General features: G+C 61.2%; 17 protein-coding genes and 2 pseudogenes. 7 read left to right on the plus strand and 12 right to left on the minus strand.

Annotated features, from left to right (window positions below; all coding sequences use genetic code 11):
* Positions 1-80 precede the first annotated feature (80 nt).
* Positions 81-968, plus strand: a complete 888-nt coding sequence (locus tag DM807_RS04965) for an acyltransferase (protein WP_060493166.1) — start codon at positions 81-83, stop codon at positions 966-968.
* Between the two features lie 244 nt (positions 969-1,212).
* Positions 1,213-2,562, plus strand: a complete 1,350-nt coding sequence (locus DM807_RS04970) for an APC family permease (protein WP_179027108.1) — start codon at positions 1,213-1,215, stop codon at positions 2,560-2,562.
* A 234-nt stretch (positions 2,563-2,796) separates the two neighbouring features.
* On the opposite strand, the gene DM807_RS04975 is transcribed toward DM807_RS04970, so the two are convergent.
* Positions 2,797-3,378, minus strand: a complete 582-nt coding sequence (locus tag DM807_RS04975; protein WP_179027109.1) for a DUF2780 domain-containing protein — start codon at positions 3,376-3,378, stop codon at positions 2,797-2,799.
* A 200-nt stretch (positions 3,379-3,578) separates the two neighbouring features.
* Between DM807_RS04975 and DM807_RS04980 the strand changes: the two genes are divergently transcribed.
* Positions 3,579-4,529: an RHS repeat-associated core domain-containing protein gene (locus tag DM807_RS04980; protein ID WP_179027110.1), complete on the plus strand. Its 951-nt coding sequence runs from the start codon at positions 3,579-3,581 to the stop codon at positions 4,527-4,529.
* Positions 4,530-4,685: 156 nt separating this feature from the next.
* Here DM807_RS04980 and DM807_RS04985 read toward each other — a convergent pair.
* Positions 4,686-4,944: pseudogene (locus tag DM807_RS04985) on the minus strand (formaldehyde dehydrogenase, glutathione-independent); the annotation flags it as partial.
* A gap of 97 nt (positions 4,945-5,041) precedes the next feature.
* Between DM807_RS04985 and DM807_RS04990 the strand changes: the two are divergent.
* Complete coding sequence (locus DM807_RS04990) at positions 5,042-5,986, plus strand: RHS repeat-associated core domain-containing protein (protein WP_179027111.1); 945 nt, start codon at positions 5,042-5,044, stop codon at positions 5,984-5,986.
* A gap of 42 nt (positions 5,987-6,028) precedes the next feature.
* On the opposite strand, the gene fdhA is transcribed toward DM807_RS04990, so the two are convergent.
* The 7 genes from fdhA to DM807_RS05025 form a co-directional block, all read right to left on the minus strand.
* Complete coding sequence (gene fdhA / locus DM807_RS04995) at positions 6,029-7,228, minus strand: formaldehyde dehydrogenase, glutathione-independent (protein WP_012270123.1); 1,200 nt, start codon at positions 7,226-7,228, stop codon at positions 6,029-6,031.
* A 274-nt stretch (positions 7,229-7,502) separates the two neighbouring features.
* Entirely contained in the window at positions 7,503-8,360 is an 858-nt protein-coding gene (purU, locus tag DM807_RS05000; RefSeq protein WP_179027112.1) for a formyltetrahydrofolate deformylase, read from the minus strand.
* A gap of 12 nt (positions 8,361-8,372) precedes the next feature.
* Positions 8,373-9,005 carry a sarcosine oxidase subunit gamma gene (locus DM807_RS05005; RefSeq protein WP_012270121.1) on the minus strand — a complete coding sequence of 211 codons (633 nt, stop codon included), beginning with the start codon at positions 9,003-9,005 and terminating at the stop codon, positions 8,373-8,375.
* Positions 9,006-9,179: 174 nt separating this feature from the next.
* On the minus strand, positions 9,180-12,194 hold the full coding sequence (locus DM807_RS05010; protein WP_179027113.1) for a sarcosine oxidase subunit alpha: 3,015 nt from the start codon (positions 12,192-12,194) through the stop codon (positions 9,180-9,182).
* Positions 12,191-12,526: a sarcosine oxidase subunit delta gene (locus DM807_RS05015; protein ID WP_012270119.1), complete on the minus strand. Its 336-nt coding sequence runs from the start codon at positions 12,524-12,526 to the stop codon at positions 12,191-12,193. Before DM807_RS05015 ends, DM807_RS05010 begins: the two co-directional genes overlap by 4 nt.
* 14 nt (positions 12,527-12,540) lie before the next feature.
* Complete coding sequence (locus tag DM807_RS05020) at positions 12,541-13,791, minus strand: sarcosine oxidase subunit beta family protein (protein WP_003255680.1); 1,251 nt, start codon at positions 13,789-13,791, stop codon at positions 12,541-12,543.
* 15 nt (positions 13,792-13,806) lie between these two features.
* Positions 13,807-15,060 (minus strand): serine hydroxymethyltransferase, encoded by a 1,254-nt coding sequence (locus DM807_RS05025; RefSeq protein WP_003255681.1) that lies wholly within the window; start codon positions 15,058-15,060, stop codon positions 13,807-13,809.
* A 339-nt stretch (positions 15,061-15,399) separates the two neighbouring features.
* On the opposite strand from DM807_RS05025, the gene DM807_RS05030 reads away from it, so the two are divergent.
* Positions 15,400-16,440, plus strand: a complete 1,041-nt coding sequence (locus tag DM807_RS05030) for a threonine aldolase family protein (RefSeq protein ID WP_012270118.1) — start codon at positions 15,400-15,402, stop codon at positions 16,438-16,440.
* A 53-nt stretch (positions 16,441-16,493) separates the two neighbouring features.
* Here the strand turns inward: DM807_RS05030 and mcpH are convergent, their stop codons facing one another.
* From mcpH to DM807_RS05045, 3 genes are all read right to left on the minus strand, one after another.
* Complete coding sequence (gene mcpH, locus DM807_RS28250; RefSeq protein ID WP_012270117.1) at positions 16,494-18,431, minus strand: methyl-accepting chemotaxis protein McpH; 1,938 nt, start codon at positions 18,429-18,431, stop codon at positions 16,494-16,496.
* A 205-nt stretch (positions 18,432-18,636) separates the two neighbouring features.
* Complete coding sequence (locus DM807_RS05040) at positions 18,637-18,939, minus strand: cell division protein ZapA (protein WP_012270116.1); 303 nt, start codon at positions 18,937-18,939, stop codon at positions 18,637-18,639.
* Positions 18,936-19,166: a hypothetical protein gene (locus DM807_RS05045; RefSeq protein ID WP_012270115.1), complete on the minus strand. Its 231-nt coding sequence runs from the start codon at positions 19,164-19,166 to the stop codon at positions 18,936-18,938. The genes DM807_RS05040 and DM807_RS05045 overlap by 4 nt, the downstream gene beginning before the upstream one ends.
* A 280-nt stretch (positions 19,167-19,446) precedes the next feature.
* On the opposite strand from DM807_RS05045, the pseudogene DM807_RS28040 reads away from it, so the two are divergent.
* Together DM807_RS28040 and DM807_RS28045 are read left to right on the plus strand one after the other, a co-directional pair.
* Positions 19,447-20,202 (plus strand): annotated as a pseudogene (locus DM807_RS28040) (MCP four helix bundle domain-containing protein); the annotation flags it as partial.
* Positions 20,194-21,057 (plus strand): methyl-accepting chemotaxis protein, encoded by an 864-nt coding sequence (locus DM807_RS28045; RefSeq protein WP_406669825.1) that lies wholly within the window; start codon positions 20,194-20,196, stop codon positions 21,055-21,057. The pseudogene DM807_RS28040 and the gene DM807_RS28045, both read left to right, overlap by 9 nt.
* The last annotated feature ends 57 nt before the right edge of the window (positions 21,058-21,114 follow it).

Consider the following 21,114-nt stretch of genomic DNA (forward strand, 5'->3'; position numbering starts at 1 on the left):
ACGGGCATTGGACATTTGGCGTAGGCCATTGCGCTGCTTATCATTGCCAATCGTTCATCTCCCACAACAAGAGTTTCTTTATGCGTCGCCTGCTGACCGGCATTCTCACGACCACCCTGCTGCTGCTCAATACTGTGGTGTTGATCTGCCCGCTGCTGGTCTTCGCCCTGCTCAAACTGGTGTTGCCGGGCCGTGGGCGTGATTACGCATCATGGGCGGTGATGTGGGTGGCGGAAACCTGGTCGGAGATCGACAAGGCCATCTTCGCCCTGTGCATCCCGACCCAGTGGGACATTCGCGGCGTCGAGAACCTGCGCAAGGACACCTCGTACCTGGCCGTGAGCAACCACCAGACCTGGGTCGATATCCCTGCGCTGATCGAAAGCCTCAACCGCCGCACACCGTTCTTCAAGTTCTTCCTGAAAAAAGAGCTGATCTGGGTCCCGCTGCTGGGTCTGGCCTGGTGGGGGCTGGATTACCCATTCATGAAGCGCTACAGCAAGGCGTTTCTGGAAAAGCACCCCGAGCTCAAGGGCAAGGACCTGGAAATCACCAAGGCGGCCTGCGAGCTGTTCAAGCGCCAGCCAGTGACGGTGGTGAACTATCTGGAAGGCACGCGCTTTACCGAAGCCAAACGCCAGGAACAGCAGTCGCCGTATCGTTACCTGCTCAAGCCCAAGGCCGGTGGCGTAGCGTTCGTGCTGGCGGCACTGGGCGAGCAACTGGATGCCTTGCTGGACGTGACCATCGTCTACCCCGGCAACAAGGCACCGGGGTTCTGGGCGTTGCTCAATGGCAGCATTAGCCGGGTGATTATCGACATTCAGGTGCGCGAACTGGACCCGGCATTGTGGGCGGGTGATTACGAGAATGACCCGGAGTTTCGGCAGACGGTACAGGCTTGGGTGAATCAGCTTTGGGTGGAGAAGGACCAGCGGATTGAGCAGCTGCGCCAGGAAATGCGTTGAGATTTTTGTTTTCTGGACCGGCCAATTCGCGGGTAAACCCGCTCCCACAGGTACTACATTGCCTTTGAAAACTGTGCCGTCCCTGTAGGAGCGGGTTTACCCGCGAATTGGCCGGAACAGGCAGTGCAAATATCCAATTAAAACCCTGGCTAATAATCAGCATTAGGATTACTTCTTTGTCACACCCTACCTAAGTGGATAAAAATCGATCAAAGCACAACTACAAAAAAGCTTGGATCGATCAATGGCCAACCCACCCAGCTCCGCCCCCGCCCAGCTTCGCCGTGTCCTCGGCCTGCCCGCCCTGGTATTTTTCGGCCTGGTCTACATGGTCCCACTGACCATCTTCACCACCTACGGCATCGTCACCGAACTCACGGGGGGCCGCACTGCCGGCGCCTACCTGGTCACCCTGGTGGCCATGCTGTTCACCGCGGCGTCCTACAGCTTCATGGTCAAGCGCTTCCCGGTCGCGGGCTCGGCGTACTCCTACACCAACATGGCGTTCGGGCCCAACGTCGGCTTCCTCGCCGGTTGGTCGCTGCTGCTCGACTACCTGTTCCTGCCGATGATCAACTACTTGCTGATCGGGCTGTTCCTCAACATCGCCTTCCCCGCAGTGCCCGCCTGGGCCTTCGTGCTCGCCTGCATTGCCCTAGTGACAGTGCTGAATGTGGTCGGCATCAACTCGGTGGCCAAGACCAGCAACCTGATCGTCGGCGCGCAGATCGTGTTCATCGGCGTGTTTGTCGCACTGTCCTGCCAGGCCTTGGCTGGCCAGCCGCTCGACCTGCTGTCGCCGCTGCTGGGTGACGGCAGCAAACCGGGCTTCGGCCACCTGATGGCTGGCGCAGCGGTGTTGTGCTTGTCGTTTTTGGGCTTCGACGCCGTCTCGACCTTGGCCGAAGAATGCCGCGACGCACGCCGCGACGTGCCACGGGCGATCATCCTCACCACCCTGTTTGCCGGTTTGCTGTTCACCGTGCTGGCCTATGTCAGCCAGCTGGTGTTGCCGGGTAGCAGCTTCGCCAATGCCGATGCGGCGGCCAATGAAGTGATGTTCAAGGCGGGCGGGCAGTTCCTTACCAACTTCTTCACTGCCGCTTATGTGGCGGGCAGCCTGGGTTCGGCGCTGGCTTCGCAGGCAGCGGTGTCGCGCATTCTGTTCACCATGGGCCGTGACAACGTGCTGCCACGGCGCAGCTTCGGTTACCTGTCGCCACGCTTTGGCACACCGGTGTTCGCCATTGCGTTGGTGTCGGCGTTCTCGCTGCTGGCGCTGGTGATCGACCTGTCCACCCTCGCCTCGCTGATCAGCTTTGGCGCACTGGTGGCGTTCTCGGCGGTGAACCTGGCGGTGGTGAAAACTCATCTGATGGACGACACCAGCCAGCGCAATGCCAAGAACCTGCTGCGCTATGGTGTGGTGCCATTGGTGGGGTTGGGGCTGACCTTGTGGCTGTGGACCAGCCTGTCGGCGCTGACGCTAGTGATTGGCCTGTGCTGGTTTGCGCTAGGCCTTGTGTACCTTGCCGTACTGACCGCAGGCTTCCGCCGCCCGGTGCGCCTGGTGGATTTCACCGAAGCGGCCTGACCTGCCGAGACGACGCAAAACCGCTTTTTCTTGTAGGAGCGGCCTTGTGTCGCGAAAGGGCCGCGCAGCGGCCCCAGGGATTTCCGCTTCACCTCGAAGATTGCCGGGGCCGCTTTGCGGCCCTTTCGCAACACAAGGCCGCTCCCACAGGTACAGCGCCAGGCTTGAAGTCTGCGAAAAACCTGTGGGCGCTAACTTGCCGGCGATAGAGCCGCCGCTGGCAACCCAAAAACCTCAGACCGAAGGCTGGGTCAACGGCGCCGGGGTTGTCCATAGGCTACCCAGGTTCTGCAACAACGACCCAGCAATCCCTTGCTGCCCCAGGTACTGCAGAATCAACGGCGCAAACTGCCCGATCATCCCGGTATCCATGCCCAGCGCCTTGAACGCAGTGTCCAGGTCGCTGCGGTTTTCCACGTTGCTGCCCAGCGCATTGCTCAAGGCTGACTGGCTTTCGCTGTTCTTGCCCAGCAAATCGCCCAGGCCACTCAAGCCACCCAGCGCATTGGCCCCGGCCAGCAGGTCCAGCCCCGGTACAGCCTTGGTCAGTTGCCCATAGTCATCGCTGCTCAGGTTGTTGCGCGCCAAGCCCAGCATTGCACCCGCCCCACCTACGGCCTGTTCGGGGGTGATCTTCAATTCACTGCCCAGGGTGTTGAGCAAATTGGCCTGTGCCTCGGGCGCCTGCACTTGGGCTTGCTGGCTCTGCTTCTGGTTTTGCATGGCCGACACGGCGTTGGCGGCATCGCTGAGGTTGAAGGCGAACACCGGGCTTGCGGCCAGGGTCATCAGGGTTGCCAAGGTGAACGCTTTCATCGGGAGGGACCTCGTTGGCCATGGATGGGATGGGCTGGGAAACGGACTTTTGACCGCAACATTAGTGGTTTGTTCCTGGATCAAGATCGAGTACACGCTGGGCTATGAGTGACCTGTCATTTCTGCCAGTAGCAGTTGGCAGACGGCTGCTAAATAATAAAAATTCAAATCAGCCGTGCTTAGAATTTGAGGTAACGATCATGAAGAGAAAACCCTCTACCGCAGCGTTTTTCTATCGAAACCACAATACTGTAACCAAAGTTTCCAGCTCCAGCAGCACAACCATTTTTGGCACTGATTCACGGCCCCTCGGCCAAAAAACTTCTGAAACAAGCGAAGCAAAACTACTGCTTGTCGACGACAAGAACTCCATATACAGCGCGAGCGAAGTGAATAACATAGCCATTCAATACTCCCCATACGGCCATGCAACCAATCTGCCGTTCCTACTTGGTTACAATGGTGAGTTAGCGCAAAATCATGCTTCAATCTATATGCTCGGCAACGGATACCGAGTTTATATGCCTCAGTTAATGCGCTTCATTTCGCCAGACGGGAAAAGTCCGTTTGGTCGAGGCGGTGTGAATGCTTATGCCTACTGTTCAAACGACCCGATTAATTACACCGACCCGTCCGGCCAAGCGAGAAACCCACTGCGAACCCCTGTAGCACTCACGCTGACCAAGTCGAGACGTGTCGTGAACGGTAGGCTCTACAGAGTGGAAAATATTCAAGGTAATAAGAGATTCGTACCTGCCCCGGCCTTGAGCGAGTCAGAAAAAACTCAACTAAAAGGTTTCATAGACGAACAAACAGGTGAAATCGATCGGACTCGCGCAAGAATAAATCAAATAAAACACTCACATGGACGCCCGATACAAGAAGCTGAAAATCTTGAAGCCATCATAGATAAAGGCAACGCCTCGCGAAAAACATATACTGACGCGCTTAACTGGACCAAAGATCGCCGCGCTGTAAAAAACACAATAGCTGATATTGAATCTCGCATCTCCGAGGCGCGCGCAAAACTTACCGATATAACAACCAAGCACTCAGCCCACCTAGAAAAATATCGTACTTATAACGAACACCACAAACAGCTTACTAGCGACTTAGAAAATGCAAACGCAATACTGCGAGCGAGCTCGTAGTGTGGCAAAGCTCTTGCCGGTTGGGGGCCGAGGCTGGCATCTTCACAAGCAAGCTCGCGCCTGCAAGAGCGGAATATGCCTGGAGGTTAGTTAAGGCATTGGATCTGTCATGAAAAGGGCCCCTCGATCTGAGGGGCTCTATTTACTCGACGGTTGTTACGCCGCACCCCACATCTTATGCGGATCAATCACAAACTTCTTCGGCACACCCGCATCAAACTCACCATACCCTTCCGGCGCCTGATCCAGGTTGATCACCTGCACGCCCACCACTTCAAGCAATATTGATCCGGCCCCACATGATCGCCTGCATCAGCTGGCAGTTGTACCTCATGGTCAGTGGCTGGCCAGTGTGGAAGCTGTGCGACTTCGCCCAACCCTGGCCAAAGCAGACGCTCAGCGCGCCGCATTCGGCCAACACCTGATATTTCTACCAGTATCAAAATCCCTGCGACTGTTCAGAATGGGCATCAAGCAGCCTCCATTTATCCAGCACGGCAGAGACTTGAATCATGAGCAAAGCGTCGAATTGTTCGCTTTTCTTCTACCAGGGCGACAAGCTGATCACCGTGAAACAAGTCGATAAGCATCGCGCCATCTTCCGCAATGCGGAACAACCGCTGGCTGAGCAGCAGACGAATGGAGACCGCAGCATTGCATTGCTGGCCACCAACGATAAGGGTTCGGTTCTCAGTGTTGAGAGCGAAGGTGATAAGGAGGACCACCCTTACTCAGCCTATGGGCACGACCCATCTCTGCCCTCGTTAAGGACTACGACTGGCTTCAATGGTGAGGCTTTCGACATTGGTTCGAACTGCTATCTGCTTGGGCTTGGATACCGCGCCTACTCACCACGTCTCGGACGCTTTGTTGCTGCAGATAACTGGAGCCCTTTTGGTCAGGGGGGCCTGAACGCTTACTGCTATTGTGAGGGCGACCCAGTAAACAGCAGCGACCAAAGCGGCCACATGCGTGTTTACCTAGCTAATGGTCAGATAATGAGGACTAGCAAGAATGCAGCGATTTCCGCTGGTTCCTGGTTGAAGCCGTTAGATTTCAACAGAACAGCTCATCGAAATGCACTTATTGACACAAAATTGCAGATGCCTCGCAGGGTAAAAGCCGACAACTCGGTCACTGAAGGGCGTACCCACATCAGGGTGTTTGAGCTATTCCAAAACCCAGGCAGCAGTACTGAAGTAGCTCACGTCCGGGCAATGGATATGCAGACATTCAAGCGCAATCGCGCGGAGATTGGCGTGTTAACCAGACTGCATGACGAAGGCGACAGAGCCCCAGCCTTGAATTATCTGGCTAGGGCCGCAGCGCTCATGAACAAAAATGAGAAATTGTCCCAGATTGGCGAAGCGCTTTGGCGCAAAGGCATTACGCCAAATTGGCCGACTACCACACTACCTGCTGATGCCAGGCGCGAGATCAGAAAGTCGAACTCTTGATAGTGTAAAGATGCCCTCAAAAGAGGGCATCTTTATTTGGCCTTAAGCCGCACCCCACATCTTGTGCGGGTCGATCACAAACTTCTTCGGCACACCCGCATCAAACTCGCCATACCCTTCCGGCGCCTGATCCAGGTTGATCACCTGCACACCCACCACCTCAGCAATATTGATCCGATCCCACATGATCGCCTGCATCAGCTGGCGGTTGTACTTCATGGTCGGGGTCTGCCCGGTGTGGAAGCTGTGCGACTTCGCCCAGCCCAGGCCAAAGCGGATGCTCAGCGCGCCGATCTTGGCAGCGGCATCCACCGCACCCGGGTCTTCGGTCACGTACAGGCCTGGAATACCGATGCTGCCGGCAACGCGGGTCACCTGCATCAGCGAGTTCAGTACAGTGGCCGGGGCTTCATGCTTGGCACCTTCGTGACCATGGCCACGGGCTTCGAAGCCAACGGCGTCAACGGCGCAGTCCACTTCTGGCTCGCCGAGAATATCGACGATCTGCTCATGCAGCGGGGTGTCCTTGGACAGGTCGACCACCTCGAAGCCCTGGGACTTGGCGTGGGCCAGGCGGGCAGGGTTCAGGTCGCCCACGATCACGCAGGCAGCGCCCAGCAGGCGGGCCGAGGCAGCGGCGGCCAGGCCGACTGGCCCAGCGCCCGCGACGTAAACGGTGCTGCCTGGGCCTACGCCAGCAGTCACGGCACCGTGGTAGCCGGTTGGCAGGATGTCGGAGAGGCAAGTCAGGTCACGGATCTTTTCCATGGCCTTGTCGCGCTCTGGCAGTTTCAGCAGGTTGAAGTCGGCGTAAGGCACCAGCACGTATTCAGCCTGGCCGCCAGTCCAGTCGCCCATGTCGACATAGCCGTAGGCACCACCAGCACGGGCTGGGTTAACGGTGAGGCAAACACCGGTGTGCATCTCTTTGCACGAGCGGCAGCGGCCACAGGCGACGTTGAACGGTACCGATACCAGGTCACCGATCTGCATGCGCTCGACGTCGCTGCCCTTCTCGACGATTTCACCAGTGATTTCATGGCCCAGAACCAGGCCGACCTGGGCAGTGGTACGGCCACGGACCATGTGCTGGTCGGAGCCGCAGATGTTGGTGGAGACCACCTTGAGGATGACGCCGTGTTCGATCTTCTTGCCGCGCGGGTCCTGCATTTTCGGGTAGTCGATCTTCTGCACTTCGACCTTGCCGGCGCCGAGATATACCACTCCACGATTGCCAGACATGCTCTTACCTCGCTTGATTTTTATTTATGCAGCGGTGGTTGAACGCGCCGCCATCCATGGGCGGCATGTGTTTCTGGAATGCAGGGAATTGTGGGCCTGATGGGGCGAGATGCACTGACTGAAAACGACAGGGGGATGCCTTTTTACGGCAGACCAAAAGCTGGGGCCACTTTGTGGCCCTATCGCGACACAAGGCCGCTCCTACAGGGGAACGCGATCGCCTGTAGGAGCGGCCTTGTGTCGCGACAAGGCTGCGCAGCAGCCCCAGAATTGTTCAGAGAACGACCGTCCGGTTGGCGTTGAGGAACACGCGCCGCTCGATGTGATACCCCACAGCCCGCGCCAAGGTCAGGCACTCGATGTCGCGCCCTTTGGCAATCAGGTCTTCCGGGTAATGGCTGTGGTCCACCACCTCCACGCCCTGGGCAATGATCGGCCCTTCGTCCAGGTCGTTATTGATGTAGTGCGCCGTGGCCCCGACCATCTTCACGCCCTTGTTGTACGCCTGGTGATAAGGCTTGGCACCCTTGAACCCAGGCAACAACGAATGGTGAATGTTGATCGCCCAGCCATCCAGGCGCCGGCACAGCTCGGGCGACAACACCTGCATGTAGCGGGCAAGGATGACCAGCTCGGCGCCGGTCTCCTCGATCACCTGCAGCACTTTGCGCTCTTGCCCAGGCTTGTCCTTGGGGTCGAGGGCAAAGTGGTAATAGGGAATCTTGTGCCACTGGGCCAGGGGTTCGAGGTCGGGGTGGTTGGACACCACCGCGACCACGTCCATGCCCAGCTGGCCGATGCGCTGGCGATACAGCAAGTCGTTCAGGCAGTGGTCGGCCTTGGACACCATGATCACCACCTTGGGGCGGTGGTTCGGGGCGGTCAGCTCGAAAGCCATGCCGAACGCTTCGCTGCGCTCGGCGAGGCCGGCGCGAAAGCCGTCCTCGTCGAAGGCATCAGGGGCACGGAACTCCACGCGAATGAAGAACCGCCCAGACTGCCGGTCATCGAAGGAGTGGTGCTCCGTCACGTAGCAGCGCTGCTCGAAGAGGTAACGCGTCACCACGTCGACGGTGCCGAGCATGCTCGGGCAGTCGGCGGTGAGAATCCAGGTATCCGGTGCCCGACTCATGTTCTGCTCTCCTTAAGCCTCGATGCTCAGGCCGTACTCGGCCGAAGCGTCCTGCAGCCACAGCCACCAGTAGTCGGCGAAGCTGCGGCGAATCACCAGCTCCCAGGTGTCTTCGGCGGTGCGGCGGATCACCAGTTGCGATTTGGCGAACACGGTGCCGACAGCCTTGCCCACCGGGAAGTTGTTCGGGTGAACATCATAGCTGGTGGACTTCATCAGCACTTCGCGCACGTTGGGGCCGCGCAGTTCCAGCAGGCTTTGCCCGCCGCTGACGTTGACCACCTGAATATGCTGGCCGTCAAGGGCCGCGCGCAGCTTTTGCTCGACCGCCAGTTCCTGGCCGCCGGGCACGATCAGCAGCCACTCGTCAGGGCCGACCCATTGCAGCGACATGTCGTTGTTGGCGACCACGGTCAGCGCCACGGGCAGCTCCAGGCCCAGGGCCTTGTGCACGCCGGCGGCGAATTCCGGATTGTGGCCATCACCGCGAAGGGTGAGGTGGCCGAGGAACTTGCGTTCACGCAGGGTCACGCCTGCGTTCTTGCGGCCTTTGCCAACCAGGCTGGCCAGGTCGGCGTGGTGCAGTGGCGACTGGGCCTTGGCCTCGGCGCCGGGGTTTTGCTGGAAGACGTTGATAGCGCTCATTTCTTACCTGCCTTGAATTCTGTAGGTCGCATGCGGTGCCATGGCGGGTGGTGCATCCTGTGGGAGCGGGTTTACCCGCGAATGCGAGGGTGGATTCACCGCCCTCTTCGCGGGTGAACCCGCTCCCACAGGGCCCTCATTACCAGCCCGGCACCGTTTGCCATCCGGGGGCCTTTAGACGTTCTGCCGCTCACCCTTCGGATCGAAGAACACCGAAGACACGATCTCCGCCTCGATCACGCTGCCATCCGCCTGCGGCGAGTAGACTCGCTCGCCCATGCGCTTGAGGCCGCCTTTGACCACACCCATGGCAAACGAGTAGCCCAGGGAGTTGGAGGCATAGCTGGAGGTGACGTGGCCAACCATGTCCATCGGGATCGGCTGTTTCGGGTCGAATACCAACTGAGCGCCTTCCGGCAGCCACTTGGTCGGGTCGACCGGCTTCAGGCCTACCAGCTGCTTGCGGTTCTCACGCACGCAGTCTTCGCGGTTCATGCCACGCAGGCCGATCCACGAGAACGGTTTGTTGCGGCCAACGCACCAGCTCATGTTCAGGTCGTCCGGGTTCATCGAACCGTCGGTGTCCTGGCCAACGATGATGAAGCCCTTCTCGGCACGCAGTACGTGCATGGTCTCGGTGCCATACGGGGTCAGGTTGTACTTCTTGCCGGCCTCAATGATCTGTTCCAGCACGCCCATGGCGTAGTTGGCCTGCACGTTGACTTCGTACGACAGCTCGCCGGTGAACGAGATACGGAACACACGGGCCGGTACGCCGCCAACGTTGCCTTCCTTCCAGGTCATGAACGGGAAGGCTTCCTTGCCCATGTCGATGTCGGTCAGCTCGCTCAGCAGCTTGCGGCTGTTGGGGCCGGACAGGGTCATGGTGGCCCAGTGGTCGGTGACCGAGGTGAAGTACACCTTCAGCTCCGGCCATTCAGTCTGGTGGTACAGCTCCATCCACTGCAGCACGCGCGCGGCGCCGCCGGTGGTGGTGGTCATGATGAAGTGGTTGTCGCCGACGCAGGCGGTTACGCCGTCGTCGAAGACCATACCGTCTTCCTTGCACATCAGGCCGTAGCGGGCCTTGCCCACGTCGAGCTTGGTCCAGGCGTTGGTGTAGATGCGGTTGAGGAACTCACGGGCGTCCGGGCCCTGGATGTCGATCTTGCCCAGGGTCGAGGCGTCCAGCAGGCCCACGCTGTCGCGTACGGCCTTGCATTCACGGGCCACGGCGGCATGGATGTCTTCGCCGGCTTTCGGGAAGTACCACGGGCGCTTCCACTGGCCGACGTCTTCGAACTCGGCGCCGTTCTTCACGTGCCAGGCATGCAAGGCAGTGAAGCGCACGGGCTCGAACAGGTGACCACAGTGACGGCCCGCTACCGCGCCGAAGGTGACCGGCGTGTAGTTGGGGCGGAACATGGTGGTGCCCATTTCCGGGATGGTGATGCCGATCGAACGGGCGGCGATGGCCAGGCCGTTGATGTTGCCCAGTTTGCCCTGGTCGGTACCGAAGCCCAGCGCGGTGTAGCGCTTGACGTGCTCGACCGACTCGAAGCCTTCACGGGTGGCCAGCTCGATACCCGCTGCAGTCACGTCGTTCTGTTGGTCGACGAACTGCTTCGGCCCTTTGGTGCCTTTGTCGTGCGGCACCTGGAACAATGCCACGGTGGCCTCTTCCTTGCGCGCCACGGTTTTTGGCAGGGTGCCAACGGTTGCCTTGAAGCCCGCTTCGGTAGCTGCGCGCACACCGCCTTCGAAACCATCGGCAATCACATCGCCAAGGGCGTAGACACCGTTGATGCCCCCGACGCATTCGCGTTTCTGCGGTGCATCGCCCGGCACGAAGCCGAGAATGTCGTCACGCCATACCGGGCGGCCGCCCAAGTGCGAGGCGAGGTGGACGATCGGGCTGTAACCGCCCGAGGACGCGATCAGGTCACACTCGAGGGTTTCGCCTGGGCTGGTGACTTTGTGCGCCTGCACATCGATGGCCGCCACGCGGGCGCCGGTGACGTGCTTGCTGCCTTTGGCCTCGACCACGGCGCTGGAAGTGAGGATGCGAATGCCTTTTGCACGGGCCTCTTCAACCAGCGAGCCACGTGGGTTGTGGCGGGCATCAGCGATGGCGACCACCTGCAGGCCGGCGTCGTGCCAGTCCAGCGCGGCGCGGTAGGCATGGTCGTTGTTGGTCGACAGCACCAGCTTGCGGCCAGGGGCCACACCGTAGCGGCGAACGTAGGTGGACACGGCACCGGCCAGCATGTTGCCCGGCACGTCGTTGTTGCCATACACCAACGGGCGCTCATGGGCGCCAGGCGCCAGTACCACACGCTTGGCACGCACACGGTGCACGCGGTGGCGAACCTGGCCGATCGGGGCGCGGTCGCCGAGGTGGTCGGTGAGGCGCTCGTGAATGGTCAGGAAGTTATGGTCGTGGTAGCCGTTGACCGTGGCACGTGGCAGCAGGGTTACTTCCGGCAGGCCTTCCAACTCTTTGACCACGGCGTTGACCCAGTCGGCGGCAGGCTTGCCGTCAAGGGTTTCGCGGGTGTCGAGCAGGCTACCGCCGAACTCTTCCTGCTCGTCGGCCAGGATCACGCGGGCACCGCTGCGCGCAGCGGCCAGTGCGGCGGCCAGGCCAGCAGGGCCGGCGCCGACGATCAGCACGTCGCAGTGCTGGTTCATGTAGTCGTAGCTGTCCGGGTCGTTCTGCAGCGGCGCACGGCCAAGGCCTGCGGCCTTACGGATGTACTTCTCGTACGTCATCCAGAACGATTTCGGGTACATGAAGGTTTTGTAGTAGAAGCCCGGCGGCATCATGCTGCCGCCTACCTTGCCGAGGATGCCCATGACGTCGTTGTTGACGTTCGGCCAGCCGTTGGTGCTGGTGGCGACCAGGCCTGCGTACAGCGCCTGCTGGGTGGCACGCACGTTAGGGATCTGGGTGGCTTCGCTGGAGCCGATCTGCAGGATGGCGTTCGGCTCTTCGGTGCCGGCGGCGATGATGCCGCGTGGGCGCGAGTACTTGAAGCTGCGGCCAACGATGTCGACACCGTTGGCCAGCAACGCGGCGGCCAGGCTGTCGCCGGCATAACCCTGGTAGGTCTTGCCGTTGAAGGTGAAGTTCAGGACCTTGCTGCGGTCGATACGGCCGCCGCTGGCGAGGCGATAGGTCTGGCTCATACTTTTTCCCCTTGGCCTTTGACGGTCGACGGTGCGTTCGCCGCTTTACCATTGGCGGTCACTTGCGGCTTCTCGCCAATCTTGTAGGTTTCCAGAATTTCGTAGGTCACGGTGTCGCGAGTGACGTTGAAGTACTGGCGGCAGCCGGCAACGTGGTCCCACAGTTCATGGTGAATACCGCGCGGGTTGTCACGGTAGAACATGTAGGTACCCCACTCCTCGTCGGAGCAGGCGTTAGGGTCCAGCGGGCGGGCGATGTGCGCCTGGCCAGAGGCGTGGAACTCTTCTTCGGAGCGCAGCTCGCCGCAGTGGGGACAGAAAATATGCAACATGACGGTGTCTCCGGTTAGTGGGCGACGGCGGCGGCGCCGTGTTCGTCGATCAGTGCGCCGTTGTAGAAACGGTCCATGGAGAACGGCGCGGCCAATGGGTGCATTTCGCCCTTGGCCAGGCTCGCGGCGAAGACGTTGCCCGAACCCGGGGTCGCCTTGAAGCCGCCAGTACCCCAACCGCAGTTGAAGAACATGTTCTTGACCGGGGTCTTGGTGATGATCGGGCAGGCGTCCGGCGAGGTGTCGACGATGCCGCCCCACTGGCGGTTCATGCGCACGCGCGAGAGGTTGGGGAACATTTCGACGATGGCCTGCAGGGTGTGCTCGATCACCGGGTACGAACCGCGCTGGCCGTAGCCGACCCAGCCGTCGATACCGGCACCGATCACCAGGTCGCCCTTGTCGGACTGGCTGATGTAGCCGTGTACGGCGTTGGACATGATCACGCTGTCGATGATCGGCTTGATCGGCTCGGATACCAGCGCTTGCAGCGGGTGCGATTCCAGCGGCAGGCGGAAGCCGGCCAGCTTGGCCATGTGCCCGGAGTTACCAGCGGTGACTACGCCGACGCGCTTGGCGCCGATGAAGCCTTTGTTGGTTTCCACACCGATGACCGCGCCGTTTTCCTTGCGGAAGCCGATCACTTCGGTTTGCTGGATCAGGTCAACGCCCAGGGCGTCGGCAGCACGGGCGAAGCCCCAGGCCACGGCATCGTGACGGGCCACGCCGCCACGGCGCTGCACGGTTGCGCCAAGGATCGGGTAACGGGTGTTCTTCGAGCAGTCCAGGTACGGGATTTCGGCCGCGACCTGGGCGGTGTTCAGCAGCTCGCCATCCACGCCGTTCAGGCGGTTGGCGCTGACACGGCGCTCGGAGTCACGCATGTCCTGCAAGGTGTGGCACAGGTTGTAGACGCCGCGCTGGGAGAACATCACGTTGTAGTTGAGGTCCTGGGACAGGCCTTCCCACAGCTTCATGGCGTGCTCGTACAGGTGGGCCGACTCGTCCCACAGGTAGTTGGAACGCACGATGGTGGTGTTACGGGCGGTGTTGCCGCCGCCCAGGTAACCCTTCTCGATCACGGCGACGTTGGTGATGCCGTGCTCTTTGGCCAGGTAGTAGGCCGTGGCCAAGCCATGGCCGCCACCGCCGACGATGACCACGTCGTACACCTTTTTAGGGGTTGGCGTGCGCCACATGCGCTGCCAGTTCTCGTGGTGGCTGAGGGAGTGCTTGAAAAGGCCGAAGCCCGAGTAACGTTGCATGGTGTGTGACTCCACTCAGCGGTAAACAGGGAAATCTGCGCACAGCGCCGCGACGTTCTTCGCCACATCGGCTTCGACGTCTGCGTCACCGAGGTTGTCGAGGATGTCGCAGATCCAGCCGGCCAGGGCCACGCACTGGGCGACCTTGAAGCCACGGGTGGTGACGGCCGGGGTGCCGATGCGCAGGCCCGAGGTGACGAACGGCGACTGCGGGTCGTTCGGCACGGCGTTCTTGTTGACGGTGATGTGCGCGCGGCCCAGGGCGGCGTCGGCATCTTTACCGGTAAGGCCCTGACGGATCAGGCTGACCAGGAACAGGTGGTTGTCGGTGCCACCAGACACCACGTCGTAGCCACGGTCGATGAACACCTGGGCCATGGCCTGGGCGTTTTCGATCACTTGCTGCTGGTAGGCCTTGAAGCCTGGCTCCAGCGCTTCCTTGAAGCACACGGCCTTGGCGGCGATGACGTGCATCAACGGGCCGCCCTGGGCGCCTGGGAATACAGCGGCGTTGAGCTTCTTCTCGATCTCTTCGTTGGACTTCGCCAGGATCAGGCCACCACGCGGGCCACGCAGGGTCTTGTGGGTGGTGGTGGTGACCACGTCGGCGAACGGGATCGGGTTCGGGTACAGGCCAGCGGCAACCAGGCCGGCAACGTGGGCCATGTCGACGAACAGCAGCGCACCGACCTTGTCGGCGATGGCGCGGAAGCGAGGGAAGTCGAGGGTCTTGGAGTAAGCCGAGAAACCGGCAACGATCATTTTCGGCTTGTGCTCGACCGCCAGGCGCTCGACTTCGTCGTAGTCGATCAGGCCGGTGTTGGTGTCGATGCCGTATTGCACAGCGTTGTACAGCTTGCCCGAGGACGACACTTTGGCGCCGTGGGTCAGGTGGCCGCCGTGGGCCAGGCTCATGCCGAGGATGGTGTCACCGGCCTGCAGCAGGGCCAGGTAGACCGCGCCGTTGGCCGACGAGCCGGAGTGCGGCTGGACGTTGGCGTAGTCGGCACCGAACAGCTGCTTGGCGCGCTCGATGGCCAGGGCTTCTACCTTGTCCACGTGCTCGCAGCCACCGTAGTAGCGCTTGCCCGGGTAGCCTTCGGCGTATTTGTTGGTGAGGCCGCTGCCTTGGGCCTGCATGACGCGCTTGCTGGTGTAGTTCTCCGAGGCGATCAGCTCGATGTGATCTTCCTGGCGCTGTTCTTCGGCATTCATCGCCGCCAGCAGTGCGTCGTCGTAACCCTGGATCTGGTCTTGCTTGCTGAACATCGTGTATCTCCCGGCAGCGATCGTTTTTTGTCGTAAGGCACTGTGGCCCTTTGTGGCGATGGTATGACTGGCGGGGTCGGGTCAGATGCCTGCGCACGCCTTGCAATGGCGCGTTTACGACATTCGTTGTTGTGCCGTTTGTGCCGGCCCTTTCGCGGGTGAACCCGCTCCCACAGGTACGGTGGTGCTCTGAAGGCTTGTGGTATCCCTGTGGGAGCGGGTTTACCCGCGAAGAGGCCAGCACAGACAACCCAGAAATCCGCCAATGCACAGCTTGTATAGGCAACCGCTGAATCGATGGTTTAGAGTGCTGTTCTGCGTCGTTCACAGGACCGTGTCATGACAGATAAGAGCCAACAATTCGCCAGCGACAACTATTCCGGTATCTGCCCCGAAGCCTGGGCAGCGATGGAGAAGGCCAACCACGGCCACGACCGCGCCTATGGCGACGATCAGTGGACCGAGCGCGCCTCGGAATACTTCCGCAACCTGTTCGAAACCGACTGCGAGGTGTTCTTCGCCTTCAACGGAACTGCCGCCAACTCCCTGGCCCTGGCCTCGCTGTGCCAGAGCTACCACAGCGTGATCTGCTCCGAGACCGCCCACGTCGAAACCGATGAATGCGGCGCGCCGGAGTTCTTCTCCAACGGCTCCAAACTGCTGACGGCGGCCAGCGTCAACGGCAAGCTGACGCCGCAGTCGATCCGCGAAGTGGCGCTCAAGCGCCAAGACATCCACTACCCCAAGCCCCGCGTGGTGACCATTACCCAGGCCACTGAAGTGGGCACGGTGTACCGCCCCGACGAGCTGAAGGCGATCAGCGCCACCTGCAAGGAGCTGGGCCTGAACCTGCACATGGACGGCGCGCGCTTTACCAATGCCTGCGCGTTCCTGGGCTGCAGCCCGGCCGAGCTGACCTGGAAGGCCGGCGTCGATGTGCTGTGCTTTGGCGGCACCAAGAACGGCATGGCGGTGGGTGAGGCGATCCTGTTCTTCAACCGCCAGCTGGCCGAAGACTTCGACTACCGCTGCAAGCAAGCCGGGCAACTGGCGTCGAAAATGCGCTTTTTGTCGGCCCCCTGGGTGGGCCTGCTGGAAGATGGCGCCTGGTTGCGCCATGGCAACCACGCCAACCATTGCGCGCAGCTGCTGGCCTCGCTGGTGAGTGACTTGCCAGCGGTGGAGCTGATGTTCCCGGTGGAGGCCAACGGGGTGTTCCTGCAGATGCCGGAGCATGCGATCGAAGCGCTGCGGGGCAAGGGGTGGCGGTTCTATACCTTCATTGGTAGCGGCGGGGCGCGCTTCATGTGTTCGTGGGATACCGAGGAAGCGCGCGTGCGCGAGCTTGCGGCGGATATCCGTAGCATCATTACCGCCTGAAAGCATGCTGGGAGGGCTTTGCCCTCCAAGGGCCGCAAAGCGGCCCCAGCAATCTAAAGCCTGAACCCACCCATCTGCCGCGCCAGATCATCAGCCAACCCACGCAACGCCTGGCACTCCTCGCGACACCCTTGCACCTCCGCCGCCGTTTCCCGCGCCAGGTCGGAAATCCCCTGCACCGTCCGGTTGATTTCCTCGGTCACTGCCGACTGCTCTTCCGTCGCCGTGGCCACCTGATGGTTCATATCACTGATGTGCTCCACCTGGTCGGTAATCGCGCCCAGCGACGCCCCGGTGCGCTGGCTCGACTCCACACCACTGCCAGTCGCCTGCTGCCCCGCCTGCATCGAACTCACCGCCGACCCCGCGCCCTGCTTCAGGCGCTGGATCATCTGCTGCACTTCGTCGGTGGACAGCTGTGTGCGCCGGGCCAGCGTGCGCACCTCATCGGCCACCACGGCAAAACCGCGCCCCATTTCCCCTGCCCGCGCAGCCTCGATAGCCGCGTTAAGTGCCAGCAAATTGGTCTGCTCGGAAATACTACGGATAACCGCTAGAACTTCATCGATCGAGGCGACTTCGTCGGCCAACTGAGTGACTGCATCGGCAGCCTTGCCGATGTCGCCCGACATGCCCTCGATACCCCGAATCGAGCGTTGCACCACCTCGCGCGCCTGCAACGCCTCGTCCCGCGCCGACTGCGAGGCTTGCGCCGCATCGCCGGCATTGCGGGCGATGTCCTGCACGGTCAGGCCCATCTCGTGCACGGCAGTAGCGACCATTTCGGTCATCTCTTGCTGCCGCCCCGAGCGCTCGGCCGTGTTGTCCACCACCTGAGTTACCTGCTCTACGGCCCGGTGCAGCCGCTCGGAGGTGCTCAACACCTCACCGATAAGGCTGCGCTGGCTGTCGAGAAAGCGGTTGAACCCCCGGGCCAGATCGCCCAACTCATCCTGGCGCGAATCATCCAGGCGGTGGCTGAGGTCTCCTGCGCCGCTGCCAATCTGCACCAACGCGCCGGTGACGCGGCGGATCGGCCGTACCAGGCCACGCGCCAACAGCACCACCAGCAGCAGTGACAGCAGGGCCACGGCGCCACCGATCAGGCTGGTCAACCAGACGGCCTGATGCATTTGTGCATAGATTTCCGACTCTGGCACTTCGGCCACCAGGGTCCAGTTAAGGTCGCGCAGTGGCAAACCAAGCGCCAGGTAGCTTTCGCCGTCACGGCTGAAGCGGCGGCTGCGCAGCCCCTCGCCTCCAGTCATGACACCCTTGGCTGCGTCCGCCCCAAGCTGCTCGGTGAGCTGGCGTTTACCACTGAAGGCTGCGTCTGGATGCACCTGGATCAGGCCATCGTTGCGCACCAGAAACACTTTGCCGTGTTCGCCGAAACTGAAATCGTGGATCAGCTTCGACAGCTCGGTCATGCGCAGGCCCATGCCGGCCACGCCGACCAGCTGGCCATTTTTTTCCACGCGGTAATCGATGAACAGCGCCAGCTCGCCGGTGGCACCATCGATGTCGATGTTGATCAACCGCTCGGCGCCGCTATCGATGTAGCCGTAGAACCACTTGTCCTTGGGGTTGCTGCGGCTGAGGGTGCGGTCCAGGCCGTTCTCGTTGTAGTAGTGGCCGGTTTCAGTCGCCGCGAACAGGGCAGTGAAGGCCTGGTTGCGCTGCTTGGCGGCGGTCAGGTATTCGGTGAATTGCGCTGCCTGGGCGGGCTCTTCACCAGCCGCCAGCCAGTCACGCAGCAAGGTGTTGCCGGCGATGTCTGCCGCTGCCACCAAAGGCTGGCCGAGCATGCGTTCGATGTCGTTGCGGATGGCTTCGATACTGGCTGGCAAGGCAGTGTCGACCAGGTAGCGCTCGGTGAGGCGGTTGAGCGCCACGGTGAAGATGACGACCACGACCAGGATGCTCGCCAGCAAGGCGGCGCCCATGCTGGTGATCAATTGCCACTGGATGCTCTTACGCCAGATACGCATGCCCTACTCCCCGCACATTATTGTTTTGCGGAAAGTGTATACACTTGCGTATCCAGTTAATCCAGTGACCTGGAACAATGAGTTGGGCCTTTGGGGCTGCTGTGCAGCCCATCGCGACACACGGCCGCTCCTACAGGGAAACGTATAACTGTTGTAGGAGCGGCCTTGTGTCGCGAAAGGGGCGCGAAGCGCCCCCAGCTATCGATCAGGACTCTGCAATGGTCCGCACGATGGCGTCCACCGTGGCGTCGATCTGCGCCTGGGTACGCGCTAGGGTCTGCTGATGCTCTTTCTGCAGCTCAACCTGCTTGGAGCACAGGTTGAGGGCAGCCAGCACCAACAGCTTGTCGCCGATCAGGGTCGGGTACTGACGCTTGGTTTCGTTCAGGGCAGTGTTGAGCATCCGTACCGCCTGGGCCAGGGTTTCTTCCTGACCTTCGGGCGCCTTGATCGAATAGTCGATGCCGAGAATCGACACCACATTGATCGGCTGCTCTTGCAGTCTCATGCGCCGACAACGCCCGCGCTGGCGCGCTCGACCAGGGCCTGGATGCGCGCTGCGGTAGCGCCGTTCTTCTCTTCCTGCTCCATCAGCGACAGCTGCAGGGTTTCGTTCTCTTCCTTGGCCTGGGCCAGTTCCTGGCCGAGGGCGGTGTTCTGCTCGGTGAGTTGAGCGTTTTTCTGCATCAGGTCGCTGACCAGTTGCTCGATTTGATTCAGGGAAGCTTCCAGCATGGGTCTATCTCAGGTTGTTGCGAGGGGCGCACACGATAAAGAAAAGTGCCGCCCATCGCCATTAAATATCGGATTCATAAGGTGTCGAACCCGCAGATTGACAGGGTAACCGCCCCCTTGTTCCGACCTGAGTCAACCGCCGGTCAGGAAAAGGTTAGCTACCTCACAATTTTTGCCGGTCGCACTCAAGACTGGCCGGTCACGACCGATAGCCCGGCAAGTCATGTTTTGTCGCACTTTCCCCCTTGCCTGGATCCTCCTCTCCATGTCCCTACGCAACATGAATATCGCCCCGCGCGCGCTGCTCGGCTTCGCGCTTATCGGCCTGCTGATGCTCGGCCTTGGTATCTTCTCCCTGGTGCAGATGGGCAACATCCGCCAGGCTGGTGTTGCCATCGAGCAAGTCAGTGTGCCCAGCATCAAGATCCTCGACGAACTCACCGCGCTGAACCTGCGCATGCGCACGCTTTCCTACCGCCTGCTGCTCAACCGCGAACCGGAAACCCAACGCGATACCCTCAACCTGCTGGACCAGCGCAACAGCCAGATCGACCGCGCGCGCCAGGCTTACCTGCCGATGATCGGTGCCGCCGACGAACAGGCCGCGTTCGACCAGTACGGCCTGTTGCTCAACCAATACCGCCAGTTGGAAGCGCGCATGCGCACACTGAGCCAGGCCGACCGCCTGGACGAATTGCGCGACCTGCTCAACCGCGATTTGCTGGCCAACTCAGAGCAGATCAACAAGGTCATGGACACCCTGGTACGCATCAACACCGACCAGACCCGCGCCACCAATGACAAGGCCGCCAGCCAGTACGCCGCTGCTTTCGCCCTGGTGATCGGCCTGCTGGTTGCCGCCACCGTCCTGACGTTCGCCTGCGCCTTCCTGCTGACTCGCAGCATCGTCAAGCCGATCGAAGATGCGCTCAAAAGCGCCGAACAGGTCGCCGACGGTGACCTGACCCACATCATCCGTGCCGAAGGCACCGACGAAGCCGCTCGCCTGCTGCGCGCCATGGCCCGCATGCAGGACAAGTTGCGCGACACCCTGCAACAGATCGCCGGCTCCGCCACCCAGCTGGCCTCGGCGGCCGAAGAGCTGAACGCCGTCACCGACGAAAGCGCCCGCGGCCTGCAACAGCAGAACAACGAGATTGAACAGGCCGCCACGGCCGTGACCGAAATGACCAGCGCTGTGGAGGAAGTAGCGCGCAATGCCGTGAGCACTTCGGAAGCCTCCAGTGAAGCCAGCCGCTCCACCGGCGACGGCCGTGACCTGGTGATGGAGACCGTGGGCGCCATCGAGCGCATGAGCGGCGATGTGCAGGCCACTGCCAAATTGATCACTCACCTGGCCGAGCAGTCGCGCGACATTGGCAAGGTCCTCGACGTGATCCGTGGCCTGGCCGACCAAACCAACCTGCTGGCGCTGAACGCCGCCATCGAGGCCGCACGTGCTGGCGAAGCGGGCCGTGGTTTTGCCGTTGTGGCGGATGAAGTTCGGGCATTGGCCCACCGCACCCAGCAGTCGACCAGCGAAATCGAGCGGATGATCGGCAGCATTCAAGGGGGCACGGAGGAAGCTGTGGAGTCGATGCGCACCAGCACCGAGCGTGCCGAATCCACCCTGAACATCGCCCGTGGCGCGGGCATGGCACTGGACACCATTGCCGGCGCGGTGGCGCAGATCAACGAGCGTAACCTGGTGATTGCCAGCGCGGCGGAGGAACAGGCGCAGGTGGCGCGGGAAGTGGACCGCAACCTGGTGAACATCAACGACCTGTCGGTGCAGAGTGCCACCGGGGCGCATCAGACCAGTGCGGCGAGTGCTGAATTGTCGCGCCTGGCCGTGGACCTGAATGGGTTGGTGGCACGGTTCCGTACCTGACCTGAAGTACCTGGGGGCGCTTTGCGGCCCATCGCGACACAAGGCCGCTCCTACAGC

Source organism: Pseudomonas hunanensis (assembly GCF_013393325.1).
GTDB lineage: Bacteria > Pseudomonadota > Gammaproteobacteria > Pseudomonadales > Pseudomonadaceae > Aquipseudomonas > Aquipseudomonas putida_P.

Coding starts and splice junctions, on each gene's coding strand:
- DM807_RS04965 (WP_060493166.1), top strand. CDS start 81: ATGCGTCGCCTGCTGACCGGCATTCTCACGACCACCCTGCTGCTGCTC.
- DM807_RS04970 (WP_179027108.1), top strand. CDS start 1,213: ATGGCCAACCCACCCAGCTCCGCCCCCGCCCAGCTTCGCCGTGTCCTC.
- DM807_RS04975 (WP_179027109.1), bottom strand. CDS start 3,378: ATGAAAGCGTTCACCTTGGCAACCCTGATGACCCTGGCCGCAAGCCCG.
- DM807_RS04980 (WP_179027110.1), top strand. CDS start 3,579: ATGAAGAGAAAACCCTCTACCGCAGCGTTTTTCTATCGAAACCACAAT.
- DM807_RS04990 (WP_179027111.1), top strand. CDS start 5,042: ATGAGCAAAGCGTCGAATTGTTCGCTTTTCTTCTACCAGGGCGACAAG.
- fdhA (WP_012270123.1), bottom strand. CDS start 7,228: ATGTCTGGCAATCGTGGAGTGGTATATCTCGGCGCCGGCAAGGTCGAA.
- purU (WP_179027112.1), bottom strand. CDS start 8,360: ATGAGTCGGGCACCGGATACCTGGATTCTCACCGCCGACTGCCCGAGC.
- DM807_RS05005 (WP_012270121.1), bottom strand. CDS start 9,005: ATGAGCGCTATCAACGTCTTCCAGCAAAACCCCGGCGCCGAGGCCAAG.
- DM807_RS05010 (WP_179027113.1), bottom strand. CDS start 12,194: ATGAGCCAGACCTATCGCCTCGCCAGCGGCGGCCGTATCGACCGCAGC.
- DM807_RS05015 (WP_012270119.1), bottom strand. CDS start 12,526: ATGTTGCATATTTTCTGTCCCCACTGCGGCGAGCTGCGCTCCGAAGAA.
- DM807_RS05020 (WP_003255680.1), bottom strand. CDS start 13,791: ATGCAACGTTACTCGGGCTTCGGCCTTTTCAAGCACTCCCTCAGCCAC.
- DM807_RS05025 (WP_003255681.1), bottom strand. CDS start 15,060: ATGTTCAGCAAGCAAGACCAGATCCAGGGTTACGACGACGCACTGCTG.
- DM807_RS05030 (WP_012270118.1), top strand. CDS start 15,400: ATGACAGATAAGAGCCAACAATTCGCCAGCGACAACTATTCCGGTATC.
- mcpH (WP_012270117.1), bottom strand. CDS start 18,431: ATGCGTATCTGGCGTAAGAGCATCCAGTGGCAATTGATCACCAGCATG.
- DM807_RS05040 (WP_012270116.1), bottom strand. CDS start 18,939: ATGAGACTGCAAGAGCAGCCGATCAATGTGGTGTCGATTCTCGGCATC.
- DM807_RS05045 (WP_012270115.1), bottom strand. CDS start 19,166: ATGCTGGAAGCTTCCCTGAATCAAATCGAGCAACTGGTCAGCGACCTG.
- DM807_RS28045 (WP_406669825.1), top strand. CDS start 20,194: ATGCAGGACAAGTTGCGCGACACCCTGCAACAGATCGCCGGCTCCGCC.